The sequence below is a fragment of the Candidatus Pantoea multigeneris genome, from assembly GCF_011752615.1.
Classification (GTDB): Bacteria; Pseudomonadota; Gammaproteobacteria; order Enterobacterales; family Enterobacteriaceae; genus Pantoea; species Pantoea multigeneris.
This window is the reverse complement of sequence record NZ_VWXF01000006.1, coordinates 107,664-125,924: the sequence shown is the minus strand read 5'-3', so window position 1 is coordinate 125,924 and position 18,261 is coordinate 107,664. Positions and strand designations below refer to the sequence as shown.

16 protein-coding genes are annotated in these 18,261 nt (G+C 49.9%); 8 read left to right on the top strand and 8 right to left on the bottom strand.

Features of this window, described 5'->3' with window-relative positions; genetic code table 11:
- The 4 genes from F3J40_RS15100 to F3J40_RS15085 all read left to right on the top strand — a co-directional run bounded on the left by F3J40_RS15100 (nucleotide 1) and on the right by F3J40_RS15085 (nucleotide 5,956).
- Nucleotides 1–1,524 (top strand): efflux transporter outer membrane subunit, encoded by a 1,524-nt coding sequence (locus F3J40_RS15100; protein ID WP_167015867.1) that lies wholly within the window; start codon nucleotides 1–3, stop codon nucleotides 1,522–1,524.
- Nucleotides 1,525–1,790: 266 nt separating this feature from the next.
- Nucleotides 1,791–3,275, top strand: coding sequence for a sugar porter family MFS transporter (locus tag F3J40_RS15095; RefSeq protein WP_167015864.1), 1,485 nt, complete (start codon nucleotides 1,791–1,793; stop codon nucleotides 3,273–3,275).
- Between the two features lie 423 nt (nucleotides 3,276–3,698).
- Complete coding sequence (locus F3J40_RS15090; protein WP_017346949.1) at nucleotides 3,699–4,097, top strand: H-NS family histone-like protein; 399 nt, start codon at nucleotides 3,699–3,701, stop codon at nucleotides 4,095–4,097.
- 266 nt (nucleotides 4,098–4,363) lie between these two features.
- The gene (locus tag F3J40_RS15085) at nucleotides 4,364–5,956 is read left to right on the top strand and encodes an ABC-F family ATPase (protein WP_167016172.1); all 1,593 of its coding nucleotides are present in this window, start codon (nucleotides 4,364–4,366) and stop codon (nucleotides 5,954–5,956) included.
- A 10-nt stretch (nucleotides 5,957–5,966) separates the two neighbouring features.
- Here F3J40_RS15085 and moeB read toward each other — a convergent pair whose 3' ends face one another.
- Nucleotides 5,967–6,728, bottom strand: coding sequence for a molybdopterin-synthase adenylyltransferase MoeB (moeB, locus tag F3J40_RS15080; RefSeq protein WP_167015862.1), 762 nt, complete (start codon nucleotides 6,726–6,728; stop codon nucleotides 5,967–5,969).
- Nucleotides 6,729–7,964 (bottom strand): molybdopterin molybdotransferase MoeA, encoded by a 1,236-nt coding sequence (gene moeA / locus F3J40_RS15075; RefSeq protein WP_167015860.1) that lies wholly within the window; start codon nucleotides 7,962–7,964, stop codon nucleotides 6,729–6,731.
- Nucleotides 7,965–8,338: 374 nt separating this feature from the next.
- On the opposite strand from moeA, the gene F3J40_RS15070 reads away from it, so the two are divergent.
- The 4 genes from F3J40_RS15070 (at nucleotide 8,339) to gsiD (ending at nucleotide 13,673) form a co-directional block, all read left to right on the top strand.
- Nucleotides 8,339–10,201 (top strand): dipeptide ABC transporter ATP-binding protein, encoded by a 1,863-nt coding sequence (locus F3J40_RS15070; RefSeq protein WP_167015858.1) that lies wholly within the window; start codon nucleotides 8,339–8,341, stop codon nucleotides 10,199–10,201.
- Nucleotides 10,202–10,268: 67 nt separating this feature from the next.
- On the top strand, nucleotides 10,269–11,792 hold the full coding sequence (gene gsiB, locus F3J40_RS15065) for a glutathione ABC transporter substrate-binding protein GsiB (protein ID WP_237761000.1): 1,524 nt from the start codon (nucleotides 10,269–10,271) through the stop codon (nucleotides 11,790–11,792).
- Nucleotides 11,793–11,840: 48 nt separating this feature from the next.
- Nucleotides 11,841–12,761: a glutathione ABC transporter permease GsiC gene (gene gsiC, locus F3J40_RS15060; protein ID WP_167015856.1), complete on the top strand. Its 921-nt coding sequence runs from the start codon at nucleotides 11,841–11,843 to the stop codon at nucleotides 12,759–12,761.
- A gap of 9 nt (nucleotides 12,762–12,770) precedes the next feature.
- A complete protein-coding gene (gene gsiD / locus F3J40_RS15055; protein WP_167015854.1) occupies nucleotides 12,771–13,673 on the top strand; it encodes a glutathione ABC transporter permease GsiD in 903 nt (300 codons plus the stop codon).
- Nucleotides 13,674–13,826: 153 nt separating this feature from the next.
- Here the strand turns inward: gsiD and F3J40_RS15050 are convergent, their stop codons facing one another.
- The 6 genes from F3J40_RS15050 to F3J40_RS15025 all read right to left on the bottom strand — a co-directional run bounded on the left by F3J40_RS15050 (nucleotide 13,827) and on the right by F3J40_RS15025 (nucleotide 17,903).
- The gene (locus F3J40_RS15050) at nucleotides 13,827–14,264 is read right to left on the bottom strand and encodes a DUF943 family protein (RefSeq protein WP_167015852.1); all 438 of its coding nucleotides are present in this window, start codon (nucleotides 14,262–14,264) and stop codon (nucleotides 13,827–13,829) included.
- A 47-nt stretch (nucleotides 14,265–14,311) separates the two neighbouring features.
- Complete coding sequence (locus F3J40_RS15045; protein ID WP_167015850.1) at nucleotides 14,312–14,767, bottom strand: DUF943 family protein; 456 nt, start codon at nucleotides 14,765–14,767, stop codon at nucleotides 14,312–14,314.
- Nucleotides 14,764–15,600, bottom strand: a complete 837-nt coding sequence (locus F3J40_RS15040; protein ID WP_167015848.1) for a DUF3289 family protein — start codon at nucleotides 15,598–15,600, stop codon at nucleotides 14,764–14,766. Before F3J40_RS15040 ends, F3J40_RS15045 begins: the two co-directional genes overlap by 4 nt.
- Before the next feature lie 382 nt (nucleotides 15,601–15,982).
- Entirely contained in the window at nucleotides 15,983–16,441 is a 459-nt protein-coding gene (locus tag F3J40_RS15035; RefSeq protein ID WP_167015846.1) for a DUF943 family protein, read from the bottom strand.
- Nucleotides 16,442–16,596: 155 nt separating this feature from the next.
- Entirely contained in the window at nucleotides 16,597–17,076 is a 480-nt protein-coding gene (locus tag F3J40_RS15030) for a DUF943 family protein (RefSeq protein WP_167015844.1), read from the bottom strand.
- Nucleotides 17,077–17,081: 5 nt separating this feature from the next.
- Complete coding sequence (locus F3J40_RS15025) at nucleotides 17,082–17,903, bottom strand: DUF3289 family protein (RefSeq protein ID WP_167015842.1); 822 nt, start codon at nucleotides 17,901–17,903, stop codon at nucleotides 17,082–17,084.
- Nucleotides 17,904–18,261 lie beyond the last annotated feature (358 nt).

Here is an 18,261-nt window from a genome sequence, read left to right as displayed (position 1 = left end):
ATGAACGTTTCTTACTTTCCTCGCCTGAGCCTACTGGCGCTGGCGATTACACTCAGTGGCTGTGCTGTAGGGCCAGACTACGAGGCACCTAAGCCTCAGTTGCCAAACAGCTTCCACGATGTGGCTTCACAGCAGGCCTCTAAAACGCAGGCCACCGCAACCGATCCGCGTTGGTGGCACAGTTTCAACGATCCGCAGCTCGATAGCCTGATCAACCGCGCAGTGGCCGGGAACCTATCGTTACAGCAGGCGGTGTTACGTATCGCCGGGGCGCGTGAACAGCTTACTCAGGCGCGGGGTGGCTTCTTACCGAGCGTGAATGGCTCCGTGAAAGCCAGCCGGGAACAGCTGGGGCTGAAGGGGATACTAAAATCTCAGGATGTCTACAGCAAAGTGGACAGCGATGTGGCTGGTTCACTGGATAGCCTGACGCAATCCGGCGGCTTCTATCAGGGAAGTTTCGATGCCAGTTGGGAACTGGATATGTGGGGCAAAGTACGCCGCCAGGTAGAGATGGCGGGGGCGCAGCAGCAGGTGGCCGTTGAGCAGCGTAATGATGCGCTGGTGTCACTGGAAGCTGAAGTGGCACGCACCTATCTGCAATTACGCGGTGCGCAAACCACCTTGCAAACCTTGCAGCAGCAGATCTCCATCGCGCAGCAGACACAGTCCCTGACGCAGAATCAGCAGCATAATGGCTTAGCGCCACTCACGGATGTGGAGAACTCGCAGGCGCAACTCTTTAGCCTGCAAGCGCAACTGCCGCAATATCAGGCGCAGGTGCAGCAGGCGATGAACAGCCTGGCGGTGCTACTGGGCAAAGTGCCGGGCTCGCTGGATGGCGAGTTAAGTCAGCAAAAAGCGCTGCCAGAGCTGCCAAAAATGGTGAACGTCGGTATTCCTTCGACGCTGGCGCGCCGTCGCCCTGATGTTCGTCAGGCGGAAGCGGAACTTCATGCCCAGACAGCCAACATTGGTGTCTCGGTCGCCCAACTTTTCCCTAGCCTGTCACTGACCGGCCAGTTGGGCGTACGTAATACCGATGCCAGTTATCTGGACAACTGGAGCAGCCATTTCTACAGCTTCGGCCCATCGTTATCGATTCCCATCTTCCAGGGCGGGCAACTGGTGGCTAGCGTGAAACTGGCGCGAGCGCAGCAGGCCAACGCGGCGCTGCAATACCGCCAGACGGTACTGACGGCCTTACAGGATGTTGAAAATGCGCTGGTGAGCTACCGTGCCGACCAACAGCGGGTTATTGCGCTGGATAATACCGCAGGCGCACTGCAACGCAGCTTTGATTTAGCCACTACCAGCTATCGCCAGGGGATCAGCAGCTTCCTGGAAGTGCTGGATGCTCAGCGCCAGCTGTCGCAGGCACAGGAGCAATCCACTCAGGCAAGAATGCAGAGTGCGCTGGATCTGGTGGCATTGTACAAAGCGTTAGGCGGTGGCTGGGAGTCCTGGCAGCAGGTGCAGTTACCAGAATACTCAGTATTTGGACCTGGCACTCGGGTGCAATAAAAAATTTATTTCATTCTTCGCAGTTTCAGGTCGACTGCGAAGAATGAATGAAACAAAAATCCGCTTTAAATCCCCTCCATGAAATGATTGACTCCCATCATTGCGGTCATATCCATCTTTTTATGATGTAAATGTGATCTCAATTACCTCTTTGTCTGTTTTCTATGCGCTGCCGCGCAAAACTTAAATTTCATTATCGCAGATCTTGGTAAAAATAATCTATTTTCAAAAGGAGCATCTCATCATAATCCTAATAAGGAGATTGTATGTCCCGGGAAAAATATCTCACCCTTAACAAAGCCTCAGGGCCGAACAGTTCGGCCAAAGCTGAGCCCTTTGTCAGGGTAATCGCGCTGATTGCCACCCTGGGTGGTTTGTTGTTTGGCTATGACACCGGCGTGATTTCAGGGGCCTTGTTGTTTATGGGGGGAGAACTGCATCTAACCCCCTTTACCACCGGGTTAGTCACCAGCAGTCTGTTATTTGGTGCCGCTTTCGGCGCGCTGTTGTCGGGTCACTGCGCGGCGGCTATCGGGCGGCGTAGAATCATTCTGGTGCTGGCGATTATCTTTGCCATTGGTGCATTGGGAACGTCGCTGGCCCCTGACGTTGAATGGATGATTATTTTCCGTGTCATCCTCGGGGTTGCCGTTGGCGGCGCTTCAGCGACGGTACCGGTATATATCGCGGAAATTGCCCCGGCGAATAAACGGGGTCAGTTTGTGACGTTGCAGGAGTTGATGATTGTCAGCGGCCAGATGTTGGCATTTATGTCTAACGCGGGCTTCAATGCGGCCTGGGGTGGGGATACCACCTGGCGTTGGATGCTAGCTGTCGCCACGGTGCCAGCGGTGCTGTTGTGGTTTGGCATGCTATTTATGCCTGATACCCCACGCTGGTATGCCATGAAAGGCCGCCTGGCTGAAGCGCGTAAAGTCCTGGAACGTACCCGAGCCAAACAGGATGTGGAGTGGGAACTGACGGAAATTGAGGAAACCCTCTCGGAAGAGCAGGAAAAACAGAAGCCGCGTCTGCGTGAATTGCGCAAGCCGTGGTTATTCCGCCTGTTCTGGATCGGGATGGGGATTGCGATGATTCAGCAGCTAACCGGTGTTAATACCATCATGTACTACGCCCCGACCATGTTGAAATCGGTGGGAATGGACGATAGTGCAGCGTTATTTGCCACCATTGCTAATGGGGTCATTTCGGTATTAATGACCTTTGTTGGCATCTGGTTACTGGGGAAAATAGGTCGTCGCACCATGACGATGATTGGTCAGTTTGGTTGTACCGCATGCCTGGTATTTATTGGGACGGTGAGTTATTTAATGCCGGAAAGTATCAACGGACAGCCTGATATTCTGCGTAGCTATATGGTGCTATTAGGAATGTTGCTTTTCCTGAGCTTCCAGCAGGGCGCGCTGTCACCGGTGACCTGGCTGCTGTTATCTGAGATTTTCCCTACGCGTTTGCGCGGTATTTTTATGGGCGGAGCGGTGTTTGCACTCTGGATTTCTAACTTTTTAATCGCTTTGATGTTCCCGGTACTGTTGGCGAGCGTGGGTCTGGCTGGCACTTTCTTTATCTTTGCCGGTATCGGAATATTGGGTGCCATTTTTGTTGTTACCTGTGTACCCGAAACGCGCGATCGTAGCCTTGAACAAATCGAACACTACTTACATGAGTGGCTGTCGCCGAATGAAGCGGAGCAGGCGACGCTTTCTCAACCGGTTAAGCGAACTTCATAATCTAAAATATTAAGCTGTTGCTAACTATTTCAGGCCGGTCTTAAACCGGCTTTTTTTATGGCAATTGTTGGCGAAAATGTGACAAATCTCGCTGAATACTGAAAGGATTGTGTCAGGAACTCTCCGCTGACTCGTGCATTATCTCTGGCTATCCGCTTTACCATTCACGCCTTCTTAACAATATTGTTAATCCATGGTTTAAGTTAGTCCGGTCTTTGAAATCGATACCATAGAGTTTTACTGGCTTTACCCCGCATTTTATTCCCCCCGATTTATTAAACAAAATGTGCCCTGGAAAAGGACAAAAAGTGATAAATGTGCGGTATAGAATTAACGTGACAACAAAATTATTTTATTTTTCTATTTGATTTAGGTAATCTTGGCGCTACAGTTTTATTACCCCCCTTAATCAAGGACATTGTGATGAGTGATGCATTTAAAGTATTGAACAACATTCGCACATTGCGTGCTCAGGCTCGTGAAGTTGCGTTGACCGATCTGGAAGAAATTCTGGAGAAATTAACTGTAGTTGTGACCGAACGTCGCGAAGAAGTTGAAGCTGAGCAAACTCAGAATCGCGAAAAAGAAGAAAAACTGTCTAAATACCGTGAAATGCTGCTGGCAGACGGTATCGACCCGAATGAATTGCTGGGTGCACTGGAAACCGGTAAAAAACGCGCTAAGCGTGCACCGCGTCCAGCTAAATACTCTTACACCGACGAAAACGGTGAGCAGAAATCATGGACTGGCCAGGGCCGTACTCCAGCTGCAATCAAAAAAGCACTGGACGCAGGCAAAAGCCTGGATGATTTCCTGATCTAATCATTGAGCAATACGCCGGGCAGCAAAGGATGGCAGGTGTGCGTGGATGCGCATACGGCTGTACCGCAAGGTCGCAGCAACGCTATCAGATAATGGAAGCCTGGTGAGAAGTACACAATCCTTGGAAGTGGGAGCCGATGATCGCGAAAGCGTTCATCGGCTTTTTTACTTACTGATGTCGTGTTGTCCGGGGTGGCGGGGTAGCGGCTTCCTCTGGCATAATGGCGACTGTTTTTTCTTCTCTGAATCAAAAAAAGGTCATCGCCGTGTTAGTCAGCAGCAATATCACCATGCAGTTTGGCAGTAAGCCGCTGTTTGAGAATATCTCCGTGAAATTTGGTGGGGGTAATCGTTACGGTTTAATCGGTGCTAATGGCAGCGGTAAATCCACTTTTATGAAAATTCTGGGTGGAGACCTGGTTCCGAGCGGAGGCAACGTTTCATACGATCCTAATGAGCGCATTGGTAAGCTGCGTCAGGATCAGTTTGCGTTCGAAGAATACAGCGTGTTGGATACGGTCATTATGGGCCACAACGAGCTGTGGGAAGTAAAGGAAGAGCGCGACCGCATTTATGCTTTGCCGGAAATGAGCGAAGAGGAAGGCTATAAAGTGGCTGACCTTGAAGTGCTGTACGGTGAAATGGATGGCTACAGCGCTGAATCACGCGCTGGAGAATTATTACTCGGTGTTGGCATTCCCGTTGAGCAACATTATGGCCCAATGAGTGAAATAGCGCCGGGCTGGAAATTGCGTGTGTTACTGGCGCAGGCACTGTTTGCCAATCCAGATATTTTGTTACTCGATGAACCGACGAACAACCTGGATATCGATACTATCCGTTGGTTGGAGCAGGTACTTAACGAACGTAACAGTACCATGATTATCATTTCGCACGACCGTCACTTCCTGAATATGGTTTGTACGCACATGGCCGATCTGGATTACGGCGAACTGCGTGTGTACCCAGGTAATTATGACGAATACATGACTGCGGCAACGCAGGCGCGTGAACGTCTGTTATCTGATAACGCGAAAAAGAAAGCCCAGATCGCAGATTTGCAATCTTTCGTCAGTCGCTTTAGTGCTAACGCCTCTAAATCTCGTCAGGCGACATCGCGCGCTAAACAGATTGATAAAATTAAACTGGATGAAGTTAAAGCATCAAGTCGTCAAAACCCGTTCATTCGCTTCGAGCAAGATAAAAAACTCTTCCGTAACGCACTGGAAGTCGAAGCACTGACGAAAGGTTTTGATAATGGCCCGCTGTTTAAAAACTTTAACCTGCTGTTAGAAGTCGGTGAAAAAGTTGCCGTGCTCGGTGCCAACGGTATTGGTAAAACCACGCTGTTAAAAACCCTGGTGGGTGAATTAACCCCGGATAACGGAACGGTAAAATGGTCTGAAAATGCGCAGATTGGTTATTATGCGCAGGACCACGCGGCTGATTTTGCTGATGACCTGACGGTATTCGACTGGATGAGCCAGTGGAAGCAACCGGGCGATGATGAGCAGGCAGTACGTAGCATTTTGGGCCGCTTGCTGTTCAGCCAGGATGATATTAAGAAACCGGCTAAGGTCCTCTCCGGTGGTGAGAAAGGTCGCATGTTGTTCGGTAAGCTGATGATGCAAAAACCCAACATCCTGCTGATGGACGAACCCACCAACCACCTCGACATGGAATCGATCGAATCGATCAACCTGGCGCTGGAAGGCTACGAAGGGACCGTGGTGTTTGTCTCTCACGACCGTGAGTTCGTTAGCTCACTGGCCACACGTATTCTGGAAATCAAAGCAGATCGCGTGGTGGATTTCACCGGCAACTACGAAGATTACCTGCGCAGCCAGGGCATCGCCTGATGTCGGGCGGTCACCCTGCGGGGTGGCCGCACACTTCACAGCGCGGATCTTGATTGATTTTAATTTCGCGAAACTGCAACGTCATTGCCTCATACAGCAGCAATTTCCCTGGCTGCGTCACGCCAAATTCCGCCAATATCTTCAACGTCTCCATCGCTTGCAGTGCCCCGATCACGCCCACTAACGGTGACATCACACCTGCTTCTACGCAGCTTAATGTTTGATCGCCAAACAGACGGCTGATGCAGCGATAGCAAGGTTCATGCGCTTGCCAGCGAAACACCATCAGTTGGCCTTCCATACGAATCGCTGCGCCGGAGATCAAGGGCACCCGCTGTGCCAGGCATAGCCGGTTAAGCTGTTCCCGTGTCTCAACGTTATCGCTGCAATCCAGCACGGCATCATGCTGTGCCAGTAATGCAGACAACGCAGCATCATCAAGCCTGGAGGCACAAGGGGTAATTTCACAGTGTGGATTGATAGCCTGCAGGCTGGCAGCGGCAGAGCGCACTTTGTCATGACCGATATCCGCATCATGGTGCAGGATCTGACGCTGTAAATTGGACAGCGCCACCTGGTCGAAATCAAGTAGCGTTAACTTACCGACACCCGCGGAAGCCAGCCAGGGCGTGGCCGCACAACCCAGCCCGCCCAGCCCCACCACTAATACGCGGGAAGCTTTCAGACGCTCCTGGCCATCAAAGTCAAAGCCGCGCAGTACCAGTTGGCGATTGTAGCGCAGCATCTCTTCCCGACTGAGTTCCGCCTGCATTTATCCCTCCAGCAGCGTATTGAACGGTTCTACCTCAACCCATTCACCAGGCTCAACATCACCACGCTCACGTTCCAGCACGATAAAACAGTTCGCCAGCGCGAAAGAGCTGTAAATATGGGAACCTTGTGGCCCGGTGGTGCTGACTTCCAGCTCGCCGTTCGCCGTACGTTGCAAAATGCCACGCTGGAAATCGAGCCGGCCAGGGCTTTTTTTCAGGCGAGTCGCCGCACGGACACGCTGGCGCGTCGGCAGTGGGGAGCGTGTCTGTCCGGTCAGCTGTGCCAGCATCGGCTGTACCAGTTGATAGAAGGTGGCGGCGGCAGAAACCGGGTTGCCCGGCAAGCCACAGAACCAGCTACTGGCTAAACGACCAAAGGCAAAGGGTTTGCCTGGCTTGATCGCCAGCTTCCAGAAGGTGATTGCCCCGAGTTCTTCCAGCATCGCTTTAGTAAAATCGGCTTCGCCAACGGAAACACCGCCTGTGCTGATCACCACATCGCTCTGATGATCGGCCTCGGCAAAAGCGGCACGCAGCGCGGCGGGATCATCTTTGACGATACCGAGATCAACCACTTCACAGCCAAGTTTATTGAGCATCAGAGAGACGGTGAAACGGTTGGTATCATAAATCTGACCCGCTTCCAGCGGTTCGCCAACCGGACGCAGTTCGTCCCCGGTCGAGAAGATGGCGACGCGCAGTTTTCGTAGCACGCTGACCTGAGCAATGCCCAATGAGGCTAACAGCGGTAATTCAGCGGCACCCAGGCGCACGCCTGCGGCTAATACGGGGGCACCAGCACGGACATCTTCGCCCACGCGACGTATATTTTGCCCGGCAGTGACGTCGGCATTGATCGTGACCGCATCGTCCTGCAATGTGGTCTGTTCCTGCATCACCACCGCCTCACACCCGGCAGGAACCGGCGCACCGGTCATAATCCGAATGGCGCTAGCGGCAGGCCATTCACCGTTAAAGGGGGCACCCGCAAACGCTTTACCCACCACGGGCAGCGGCAGGCCAGCGGCAACGTCTGCCAGACGTACGGCATAACCATCCATCGCGGCGTTATCAAAAGAGGGGACGTCGATGGGTGACTGAATGGCACTGGCGGTGATTCGGCCAGCGGCTTCAGCCAGAGAGACCATCAGTGAATCGGTAATCGGCTTGAGCTGCGCCTGCATTTTGGCCTGCGCGTCTTCCAGTGAGATCAATCCTGCGGTGAAACTTTCCATGCTGCTTATACCTGCTTAAGTCTGGATTTACCTTCATTATGAAAAGGTTTTTTCGGGATGTCACACTTACAACCGGTTATAAGCCAAAACAAAAGGTTATGACCGTAAGGTGACTTTTTGCTTTACAGCACCCGGCTGATTTTTTTATAGTCGAAAATTCACCTGTCACGATGAAAGATGCGTGAAATCAGAGAGTTCAGCACTTTCTGTTCAGGTCCACTCGGCTGCGGCATCTGCGCAGTGAGCTTCTATACTCAATGCAGTATCCGCTGCGGGTACGCAGGTCTTCCCTGTAAGTACATCTTCAGGCCGGTCGGCTAAATGCCACCTCGCCAGAGGGACAGTCTGGCGAAAAATACTAAGGAGAAGGTGTGATGCCCGCCGCAAAAGCAACCCTACAACTCGCCCCACAGCAAGTGCTGGCAGTGCGCGATCTCACTGTCAGCTTTCGGCGTGAAGGTGTAAACACTACGGCGGTTCGTCAACTCTCACTGGATGTGCAGCGAGGGGAGACGCTGGCGTTGGTCGGCGAATCCGGTTCGGGTAAATCAGTGAGTTCACTGGCGCTGATGCAACTGCTGGGCGGATCGAGTGCCACGGTGACCGGGGACGTTTTGCTGCGCCGTCGTAACGATCAGGTGCTGGATCTTATGCGCGCGTCGCCTGCCCATCTGCGTCAGGTGCGTGGTGCAGATATGGCGATGATCTTTCAGGAACCGATGACCTCGCTCAATCCGGTGTTTCCGGTAGGGGAGCAGATTGCCGAGTCGATTCGGCTGCATCAGGGGAAAAGCCAGCGTGAAGCGCTGAAAGAAGCTCACGAGATGCTGGAGCGGGTGCGCATTCCTGAAGCCAAAAACGTGATGACGCGTTATCCCCATCAACTCTCTGGCGGTATGCGTCAGCGGGTGATGATTGCCATGGCCCTGAGTTGCAAACCGGCATTGTTGATCGCCGATGAGCCGACCACTGCGCTGGATGTCACGATTCAGGCGCAGATTCTGCAACTGATTCGCGTGTTGCAAAAAGAGATGTCGATGGGGGTGATTTTTATCACGCACGACATGGGCGTGGTGGCAGAAATGGCTGACCGTGTGCAGGTTATGTATCGCGGAGACGTGATCGAACAGGCCCCGGTACAGCAACTCTTCAGCCAGCCGCAGCAGCCCTATACCCAGGCGCTACTGGCTGCGGTACCGCGTTTAGGCGAAATGAAAACCCAGCCCTTACCGCTGAAATTTCCTTTGCTCGGTACCGACGAAGCGCGCGCAGCCGGGCAACCGCAGGATACTGCCCGTTACCAACAGCCCCCCATTTTGCAGGTGCGTGACTTAGTCGCGCGCTTTGATCTGCGTGGTGGCTGGCTTAATCGCGTGCAGCGTCGTGTCCACGCCGTAGAAAAAATCAGTTTTGATCTCTATGCCGGTGAAACCCTGGCGCTGGTGGGGGAGTCGGGCTGTGGGAAATCGACCACGGGCCGCGCATTATTGCGCCTGGTTCAGAGCCAGGGGGGAAGCATCACCTTTGATGGCCAACGCATTGATACCCTGTCCGCTCACCAGTTAGCGCCTCTACGCCGTGATATTCAGTTTATTTTTCAAGACCCTTATGCGTCGCTCGATCCACGTCATACGGTCGGTTACTCCATTATGGAACCGTTGTTAGTGCATAAAGTGATGCCGCGTAAGCAGGCTGAACAACGGGTAGCCTGGCTGCTGGAAAAAGTCGGGTTACTGCCAGAGCACGCCGCACGTTATCCCCATGAATTCTCCGGCGGCCAGCGGCAGCGCGTTTGTATTGCGCGCGCGCTGGCGCTCAATCCGAAAGTGGTGATTGCCGATGAATCTGTTTCCGCGTTGGATGTCTCGGTGCGGGCGCAAATCGTCAATCTGATGCTCGATCTTCAACGTGAGCTGGGCCTGGCGTTTCTGTTTATTTCCCACGATATGGCGGTGGTCGAGCGCATTAGCCACCGGGTGGCAGTGATGTATCTCGGCCAAATTGTGGAGATCGGTCCGCGCCAGGCGGTCTTCGGACAGCCACGGCACCCTTATACACGTAAGCTGATGGCAGCCGTTCCGGTTGCCGATCCAGGTCAACGCCGTCGTGAACGTCCCTTGCTGGTGGATGAGATCCCAAGTGCGGTGCGCAAACTGGGAGAAGAACCTGAAGTGATGCCGCTGATGGAAGTGGCACCGGGTCATTTTGTTGCCCGCCATACAGCGGGCAATGCATAAATACGGCATTTCGCACTTACCCTGGCAGAACAGGGATCACAGGAGAAGCACAACAATGCACAATAAAATGCGTACGGGATGGGTAGTAGCAGGACTGCTGAGCAGTGCGGTGGCGCTTCCCGCCTGGGCCGCCAAGGATGCAGTGATCGCCGTCGGATCGAACTTTACCACGCTGGATCCTTACGATGCCAACGACACGCTGTCGCAAACGGTCGCCAAATCATTTTATCAGGGCCTGTACGGGCTGGATAAAGACCTGAAAGTTGAGCCGGTGCTGGCAGAAAGCTATCAGGTCAGCCCAGACGGCCTGACCTATACCATTAAGCTGCGTTCTGGCATTAAATTCCAGGACGGCACGGACTTTAATGCGGAAGCGGTGAAGGTCAACTTCGATCGCGCCAGCAACCCGGATAATCATCTCAAACGCTACAGCCTGTTTAAGTACATCGCCAGCACCGAAGCGGTGGATCCCACCACGGTGAAGGTGACGTTGAAACAGCCTTTCTCGGCGTTCATCAATATTCTTGCCCATCCTGCGGCGGTCATCATTTCACCGGCGGCACTGAAGAAATATGGCAAGGATATCGGCTTCCACCCGGTGGGCACCGGCCCGTATGAATTTGTCACCTGGAATCAGACCGATTTCGTCAAAGTGAAAAAGTGGGATGGCTACTGGAAAAAGGGCTATCCGAAACTGGATAGCATCACCTGGCGTCCGGTGGTGGATAACAATACGCGCGCCGCCATGCTGCAAACCGGTGAGGCGAACTTTGCCTATCCGGTGCCGTTTGAACAGGTGCAACTGCTGAAAAACAACAGCAAGCTGAGTGTGGAAACCTGGCCCTCTAATATGCAGCGTTACATCAGCCTTAACGTGACGCAGAAGCCGTTTGATAATCCAAAAGTGCGTGAAGCACTGGAGTACGCGATCAATCGTGATGCGCTGGTTAAAGTGGCGTTTTCCGGTTATGCCGATGTGGCTACCGGCGTATTGCCACCCAAAATCAAATATTCACAAAGCTATCCTGCCTATCCTTATGACCCGGCAAAAGCGCGTGAATTGCTGAAAGAGGCGGGCTATCCCAACGGTTTCACCACCACGTTGTGGTCTTCACATAACCACAGTACCGCGCAGAAAGTGTTGCAGTTTACCCAGCAGCAGCTCGCGCAGGTTGGGGTGAAAGTCACCCTGACTGCCATGGATGCCGGTCAGCGTGCGGCGGAAGTGGAAGCCAAAGGGCAAAAGGAAGCTGGCGTACGGATGTTCTATACCGGCTGGTCTGCTTCAACTGGTGAAGCTGACTGGGCGCTGACGCCGCTGTTTGCCACCACTTCCTGGCCACCAGCCATCTTTAACACCGCGTTTTACAGCAATCCTCAGGTGGATAAAGATCTGAGTGATGCGCTGAAAACCACCGATGATGCGCAAAAAGCGCAGCTGTACAAAGATGCGCAGGATCACATCTGGAATGAACATCCGTGGATCCCTCTGGTGGTAGAAAAACTGGTTTCAGCACAGAGTAAAACGCTCAGCGGGTTCTATGTGCAACCGGATACCGGTTTTGATTTCGATAATGCCGATCTGAAGTAACGGTTTCTGGCCAGCCCCTGTGGCTGGCCACTGCATTCGGACTACTCCATGTTGAATTATTTTCTTAAACGCCTGCTGGGCCTGATCCCGACGCTGCTGATTGTGGCAGTACTGGTGTTCCTGTTCGTGCATTTACTGCCGGGCGATCCCGCACGCCTGCTGGCAGGCCAGGATGCCGATGCGGAAGTCGTGGCGCTGGTACGCCAGCAACTTGGGCTGGATCAGCCGTTACCCCAGCAATTTATCCACTTCATCTGGCATGCATTGCAGGGGGATTTTGGCCAGTCGATGGCCTCTAAACGCCCGGTTTCCGTGGAGATTGCGGCCCGTTTTCTGCCAACACTCTGGCTGACGCTCAGCAGCATGGCCTGGGCAGTGATTTTCGGCATGGGGATTGGCATTGTTTCTGCGGTATGGCGTAACCGCTGGCCGGACCGTCTCGGCATGACGCTGGCGGTGTCCGGTATCTCTTTCCCCGCCTTTGCGATGGGGATGCTACTGATGCAGGTGTTCTCGGTCGATCTTGGCTGGCTGCCGACCATTGGCGCTGACAGCTGGCGTCATTACATTCTGCCTTCAATCACCCTGGGGGCTGCCGTTGCGGCCGTAATGGCCCGTTTCACTCGCGCCTCTTTTGTTGAAGTCTTGCAGGAAGATTACATGCGGACCGCGCGCGCCAAAGGGGTGCGGGAATCACGTGTGGTACTGAAACACGGTTTACGCAATGCGATGATCCCGGTCGTGACCATGATGGGGTTGCAGTTTGGCTTCCTGCTGGGTGGTTCGATAGTGGTGGAAGTGGTGTTCAACTGGCCGGGTTTAGGGCGTTTGCTGGTGGACTCGGTAGAGATGCGTGACTATCCGGTGATTCAGGCAGAAGTTCTGCTGTTTTCACTGGAGTTTATTTTGATCAATCTGGTGGTGGACCTGCTGTATGCCGCCATCAACCCGGCCATTCGCTACAATTAAGGAGCCGCAATGAAAAACTGGCGACGTGCGGCGGCACTCAAAGCGATGCCTGTTCTCTCAACCCCCGTTCGTACCCCGTGGCATGAGTTTTGGCGACGCTTCCGCCAGCAGCCCCTGGCGTTGATTGCCGGTGTCTTTGTTCTGCTGTTAATTGTACTGGCATTTATCGCTCCTGCCATTGCGCCATTTGATGCGGAGAACTACTTCGATTACGACCGGTTAAATCAGGGACCATCCTGGATGCACTGGTTTGGCGTGGATTCTCTCGGGCGGGATATTTTTAGTCGGGTTCTGGTCGGTACACGCATTTCATTAATTTCCGGATTTTTATCGGTCGCGATTGGTGCGGCTATTGGCACCTTTTTCGGCCTGTTAGCGGGATATTACGAAGGCTGGTGGGACCGGATCATTATGCGTATCTGCGATGTGCTGTTTGCCTTCCCGGGTATTCTGCTGGCGATTGCGGTAGTGGCAGTGCTGGGAAGCGGGATCAGTAACGTGATCGTGGCAGTGGCGATTTTCAGTATTCCCGCGTTTGCCCGTCTGGTGCGAGGGAATACGCTAGTGCTGAAGCATCAGACCTATATTGAGTCAGCGCGTAGCATTGGTGCACCGGATCTGACGATTATGTTGCGGCATATTTTGCCCGGCACCCTCTCTTCGATTGTGGTCTATTTCACCATGCGTATCGGTACCTCGATTATCAGTGCGGCCAGCCTGTCCTTTCTGGGTTTAGGTGCACAACCGCCCACCCCGGAGTGGGGCGCAATGCTGAATGAAGCGCGCGCGGATATGGTGATTGCGCCACACGTGGCGATTTTCCCCAGCCTCGCCATCTTCGTTACCGTATTAGCCTTTAATCTGCTGGGGGATGGCCTGCGAGATGCGCTCGATCCAAAGCTGAAGAACTGATTACGCCTTGAGGGTAGCGTGGGAGTAAAGTGAGCGTGCTTTTATCCTGACGTAGACCAGGAAAAGGCCGCCGCTGCGGATGTGAACAACCAGGCGGCGGCCAATATTTTTGGTTTAGTGAGTTACAGCCTTACAGGGAAAAAATGAATAACATCATTGCTCCTCTCTGACTATTTTTCCGTTTTTGTCTTGCCTGTAGACTCTGTTGGCAATGATAAACAGAGTCGATTGGTTATGTGCAGGCATAACGATCAGCAATGTTTCTTTTTCAATACAATTCACGGGTGCAGGAACATTGCTCAGGCACAGACGGTCGGCTTTCTCTTCTTTTTTATAGCCATCACCAAAAGCGAAGATAAAATAAGCTGAATTTTCAGGATGAATATCGTATTTAGATATGATTTTAGCGCTGTTGGCTTCCCACCATGCGATCCTGCGGCTATCTGTCCAGGGTAAATGATCAACAATGATCTGCGCTGTGTGCCCATTCTGGTCAACGTTGACTATTTCAGTGCTTCTTATCTCAAGATAGCCGAAGGTCAAAATAGCAGCTATCATTAATACTAAGACTGGGATGCATGCTCTTTTCATTTTTAACTGCCTTCAAGGATAATTCTTCTTTCAACGCGTTGTTATCGTTAGTTTTCATTGCCGACGATTATCTCCCCATTTTGGAGTCGTGTAATTATTTTCCCAGGGAATATGAAGTCAGTATTTCCGCTTTTTCGGTAAAGAACTTCCATGAGTAAATCTTTATCCAGGCAGTTATTAGGCGAAGGAATGCTCTCCAGACATATTCTGTCATACTTACCCTCTTTTTTATAACCATCACCAAAAGGATAAATAAAATAGGCTGTCACAAAATCACCTTTTTTATTAGAGTTGATGTCATTAAGAATAATATCCTCATTCTTTATCCACCAGTTGACTCTATCAGATGTTAGCCACGGAAGGCGATCAACAATGATCAGTCCAGAGTACCGGTCATGTTCCGTTATAATAATTTCAACTTTTTTATGCTCATAGCGTAGGTAAGCCACAGTAGCAGAGACTGATAGAACTATAAGAATAAATAGTTTAAGCGTTTTCTTCATGAACCAGAACCCTGTATATCTACTGAGGCACTCATGTTAGTCATAAATGGACGAAATCCAAACCTATCATATCTTTGTAAAATAAACCATATTTTAAAGAATTGAAACTGACGGAATCTTTCTTTTTTAATGTCCTCAAGATCAAGGCCAAAATGATCTTGCCCTGTAAATTTTATTTTTGCACTCCAGTTTTTATCTCGAATATCAAGTTGAATAATTTCTATTTTTGTTGAGTTAACATCATGGATAGTTATACCTAGCCCATTTATTTTATCTAGGAACAAGGAGTTGAATTTTGGCAAGATGCCTTTTTTTATATAAGAAGTGATTTCTGGGATTTTATTAGCAGGATAAAACTTGTTTTGAAAATCAATGTTATCGTTCAACGCTTTTTTAATGTTTATAAGCGCTTCATTGGACTTTAAGATCTTCTCCCGATAAGCCTGATCCAGCAGCACATGGCTAAACGGGCTTCCGGTTCCTTTCATCATGTGCTCCAGCATCCGGTTGATTAAATGGCGGTACGGGCCGACCATGGAGTATGGCCAGCATTTTACCTGCATCTCTTCAAACAGCAACTGAGCGGCTTTTTCCCGCGTCAGGGGCTGGCCGTGATGGGCACCATATACCCCGGCAAAGCGGTTTTGTGGTGTGCTGAAGGGCAGAACGCGGGTCAGGGTGAAAGGGTCGACCACATCGGAGATATGGGTGAGACGAAACTCATTTTTCAGTGCACTTTCGCTGAGATCGCCATACTGCATATCATCCGCGCCGTAGTGATTAAACGGGCGGTGCGAGGTAAAGACGGTTTGTGGGAACACGGCTATCGACATCGTCACGGCATCCTTAGCATTATTATTATCCAGAGGGAAGATAAAGCGCGGCTATAGTAATAAGGTGCAATAAAAATGAAAACCCAGGCTGATTAGCGGTTGTCGTAATAAAAAAGGCAATATGAGAAAGGTTTTTCACAACAACAGGCGGTTATCTGAAATGATATTCAAGGTGATAAGTAAAAATGGTTGTTAAATCAATGGCAATGATCGCGAGTCTATTGATTAGTGGAATGAGTATGAACTTTTCAATTCTTCCATTTTTCAGCTAAAATTTGAATAAAATGACAAATATTTACTCAATTCTGATGTTTTTTAGCAATTCATGGCTGCCACTATTTAGGACGCGAATGATAGTTCTGATGCTTTTAATCGGCTTAAGCTATTTCAATCGGTCATACACTCTATGAATATTCCCATTTTTGTTGGATATATAAATGGCGTTGTCAAAGAAAAACTTATCGTCTCCGCTATTCATCGGCATTACATTAAGTAGGACATTTTTATCGACGCAATTATCCGGAGAAGGCATATCATCAAAACAAAGGCGGTCTTCTTTACCTTCCTTTTTATACCCTTTACCAAATGCATAGACGGAATAAGAAAACATTCCTTCTGGACTTTTGGAAACGATATGATAATTCTCTGTGATGTTATCTATATGTGAATACCACCATTTTATTCTGGAATGATAAGTTATAGGCAAATGATCAACAAATATTACGGCTACATCACCTATTTGATGGGTCGTGATAACGGTAGTGTGCCTCTTTTCCAGGTAAATAAAAAATGCACATGCAAATAAAAGCAAGGTAATTACTATAAATGTAGCTTTCTTCATTGGTACGTTCCTGCCACCTAAAGAGCCCAAGTAAAATATTTATAAAAATCACTAGTTTCTATATGGAGATAGAGTGAAAAATTTAGTCAGTGGGGTGGCGTTAATTAGAGTGTGAACAACCGTGATGAGGTTATCCACACACATAATACCCTTAGTTACTTTTCATAAGGTTCAACTATTTTTACTGGATCATATATTCTGCGAATATCTCCATTTTTGTTGGCCATGTAGGTAGCGGAACCGAAATAAAACTTATCTTCGCCATTTCCCCATGGCATCATCTGAAGTAGGATGTTCTTATCAACGCAATTTTCAGGTGGCGTCATCTCATCAAAACAGAGGCGGTCTTCTTTGCCCTCTTTTTGATATCCTTTATCGAATGCATAGACGGCATAAAAAAACATTCCTTCTGGGCGATCAGCAACAAGATGATACCTTTCTGTGATGCTGTCGATATGAGAGTACCACCATTGAATTTTGGCACTGTTAGTAACAGGCAAATGATCTACAAGAATTACCGCCGTATTACCAAGTTGATGAACGGCAATAACGGTAGACGGTCTGTTATTGAGGTAAATAAAAATTGCGCATGAAAATAACAGTAAGGCTATTACAATAAATATAATCTTCCTCATTGTTACTATCCTTTTATCTCAATGGTTGCACTCATATTGTTCATAAATGGTTTAAATCCTAATTTCTCATACCTTTGCAAAATAAACCATATTCTGAAAAATTGAAACTGTTTGAATCTTGTTTTAGTAATATCTTCTTTGTCCAGACCAAAATGATCCTGTCCTGTGAACCTGATAGTTGCTCTCCAGCCTTTTTGGTTTGTATCAAGATCAAGTATTGCTATTTTTGTAGAGTTAACATCATGAACTGTTATACCCATCCCATTTATTTTATCTAGAAATAATGAGTTGAATTTTGGTAGTATAGTTGAAGAGATCGCTTTGCGAGTCTCAGTGATAATGCTTTGTTTTATAGTGTCATTATTGATTATGTGCTTGTAAATTGAATCTCTAATTTTCTCAACAGTATCACCACTCTTGATCTTCTCACGATAAGCCTGATCCAGCAGCACATGGCTAAACGGGCTTCCGGTTCCTTTCATCATGTGCTCCAGCATCCGGTTGATTAAATGGCGGTACGGGCCGACCATGGAGTATGGCCAGCATTTTACCTGCATCTCTTCAAACAGCAACTGAGCGGCTTTTTCTCGCGTCAGGGGCTGGCCGTGATGGGCACCATATACCCCGGCAAAGCGGTTTTGTGGTGTGCTGAAGGGCAGAACACGGGTCAGGGTGAAAGGGTCGACCACATCGGAGATATGGGTGAGACGAAACTCATTTTTCAGCGCACTCTCGCTGAGATCGCCATATTGCATATCATCCGCGCCGTAGTGATTAAACGGGCGGTGCGAGGTAAAGACGGTTTGTGGGAACACGGCTATCGACATCGTTACGGCATCCTTAGCATTATTATTATCCAGAGGGAAGATAAAGCGCGGCTATAGTAATAAGGTGCAGTAGAAATGGAAACCCAGCCCGATTAGCGGTTGTCGTAATAAAAAAGGCAATATGAGAAAGGTTTTTCACAGCAACAGGCGGTTATCTGAAATGATATTCAAGGCGATAAGTAAAAATGGTTGTTAAATCAATGGCAATGATCGAGAGTCTATTGATTAGTGGAATGAGTATGAACTTTTCTGTTTTTTCTTTTGTCAGTTAAAATTTAAACCAAATGACAAAACTTTAAATACACAGGCAGGATTAAGCAAAAGGCCAGTATCCGTCGCCGCGCGCAGATACTGACCG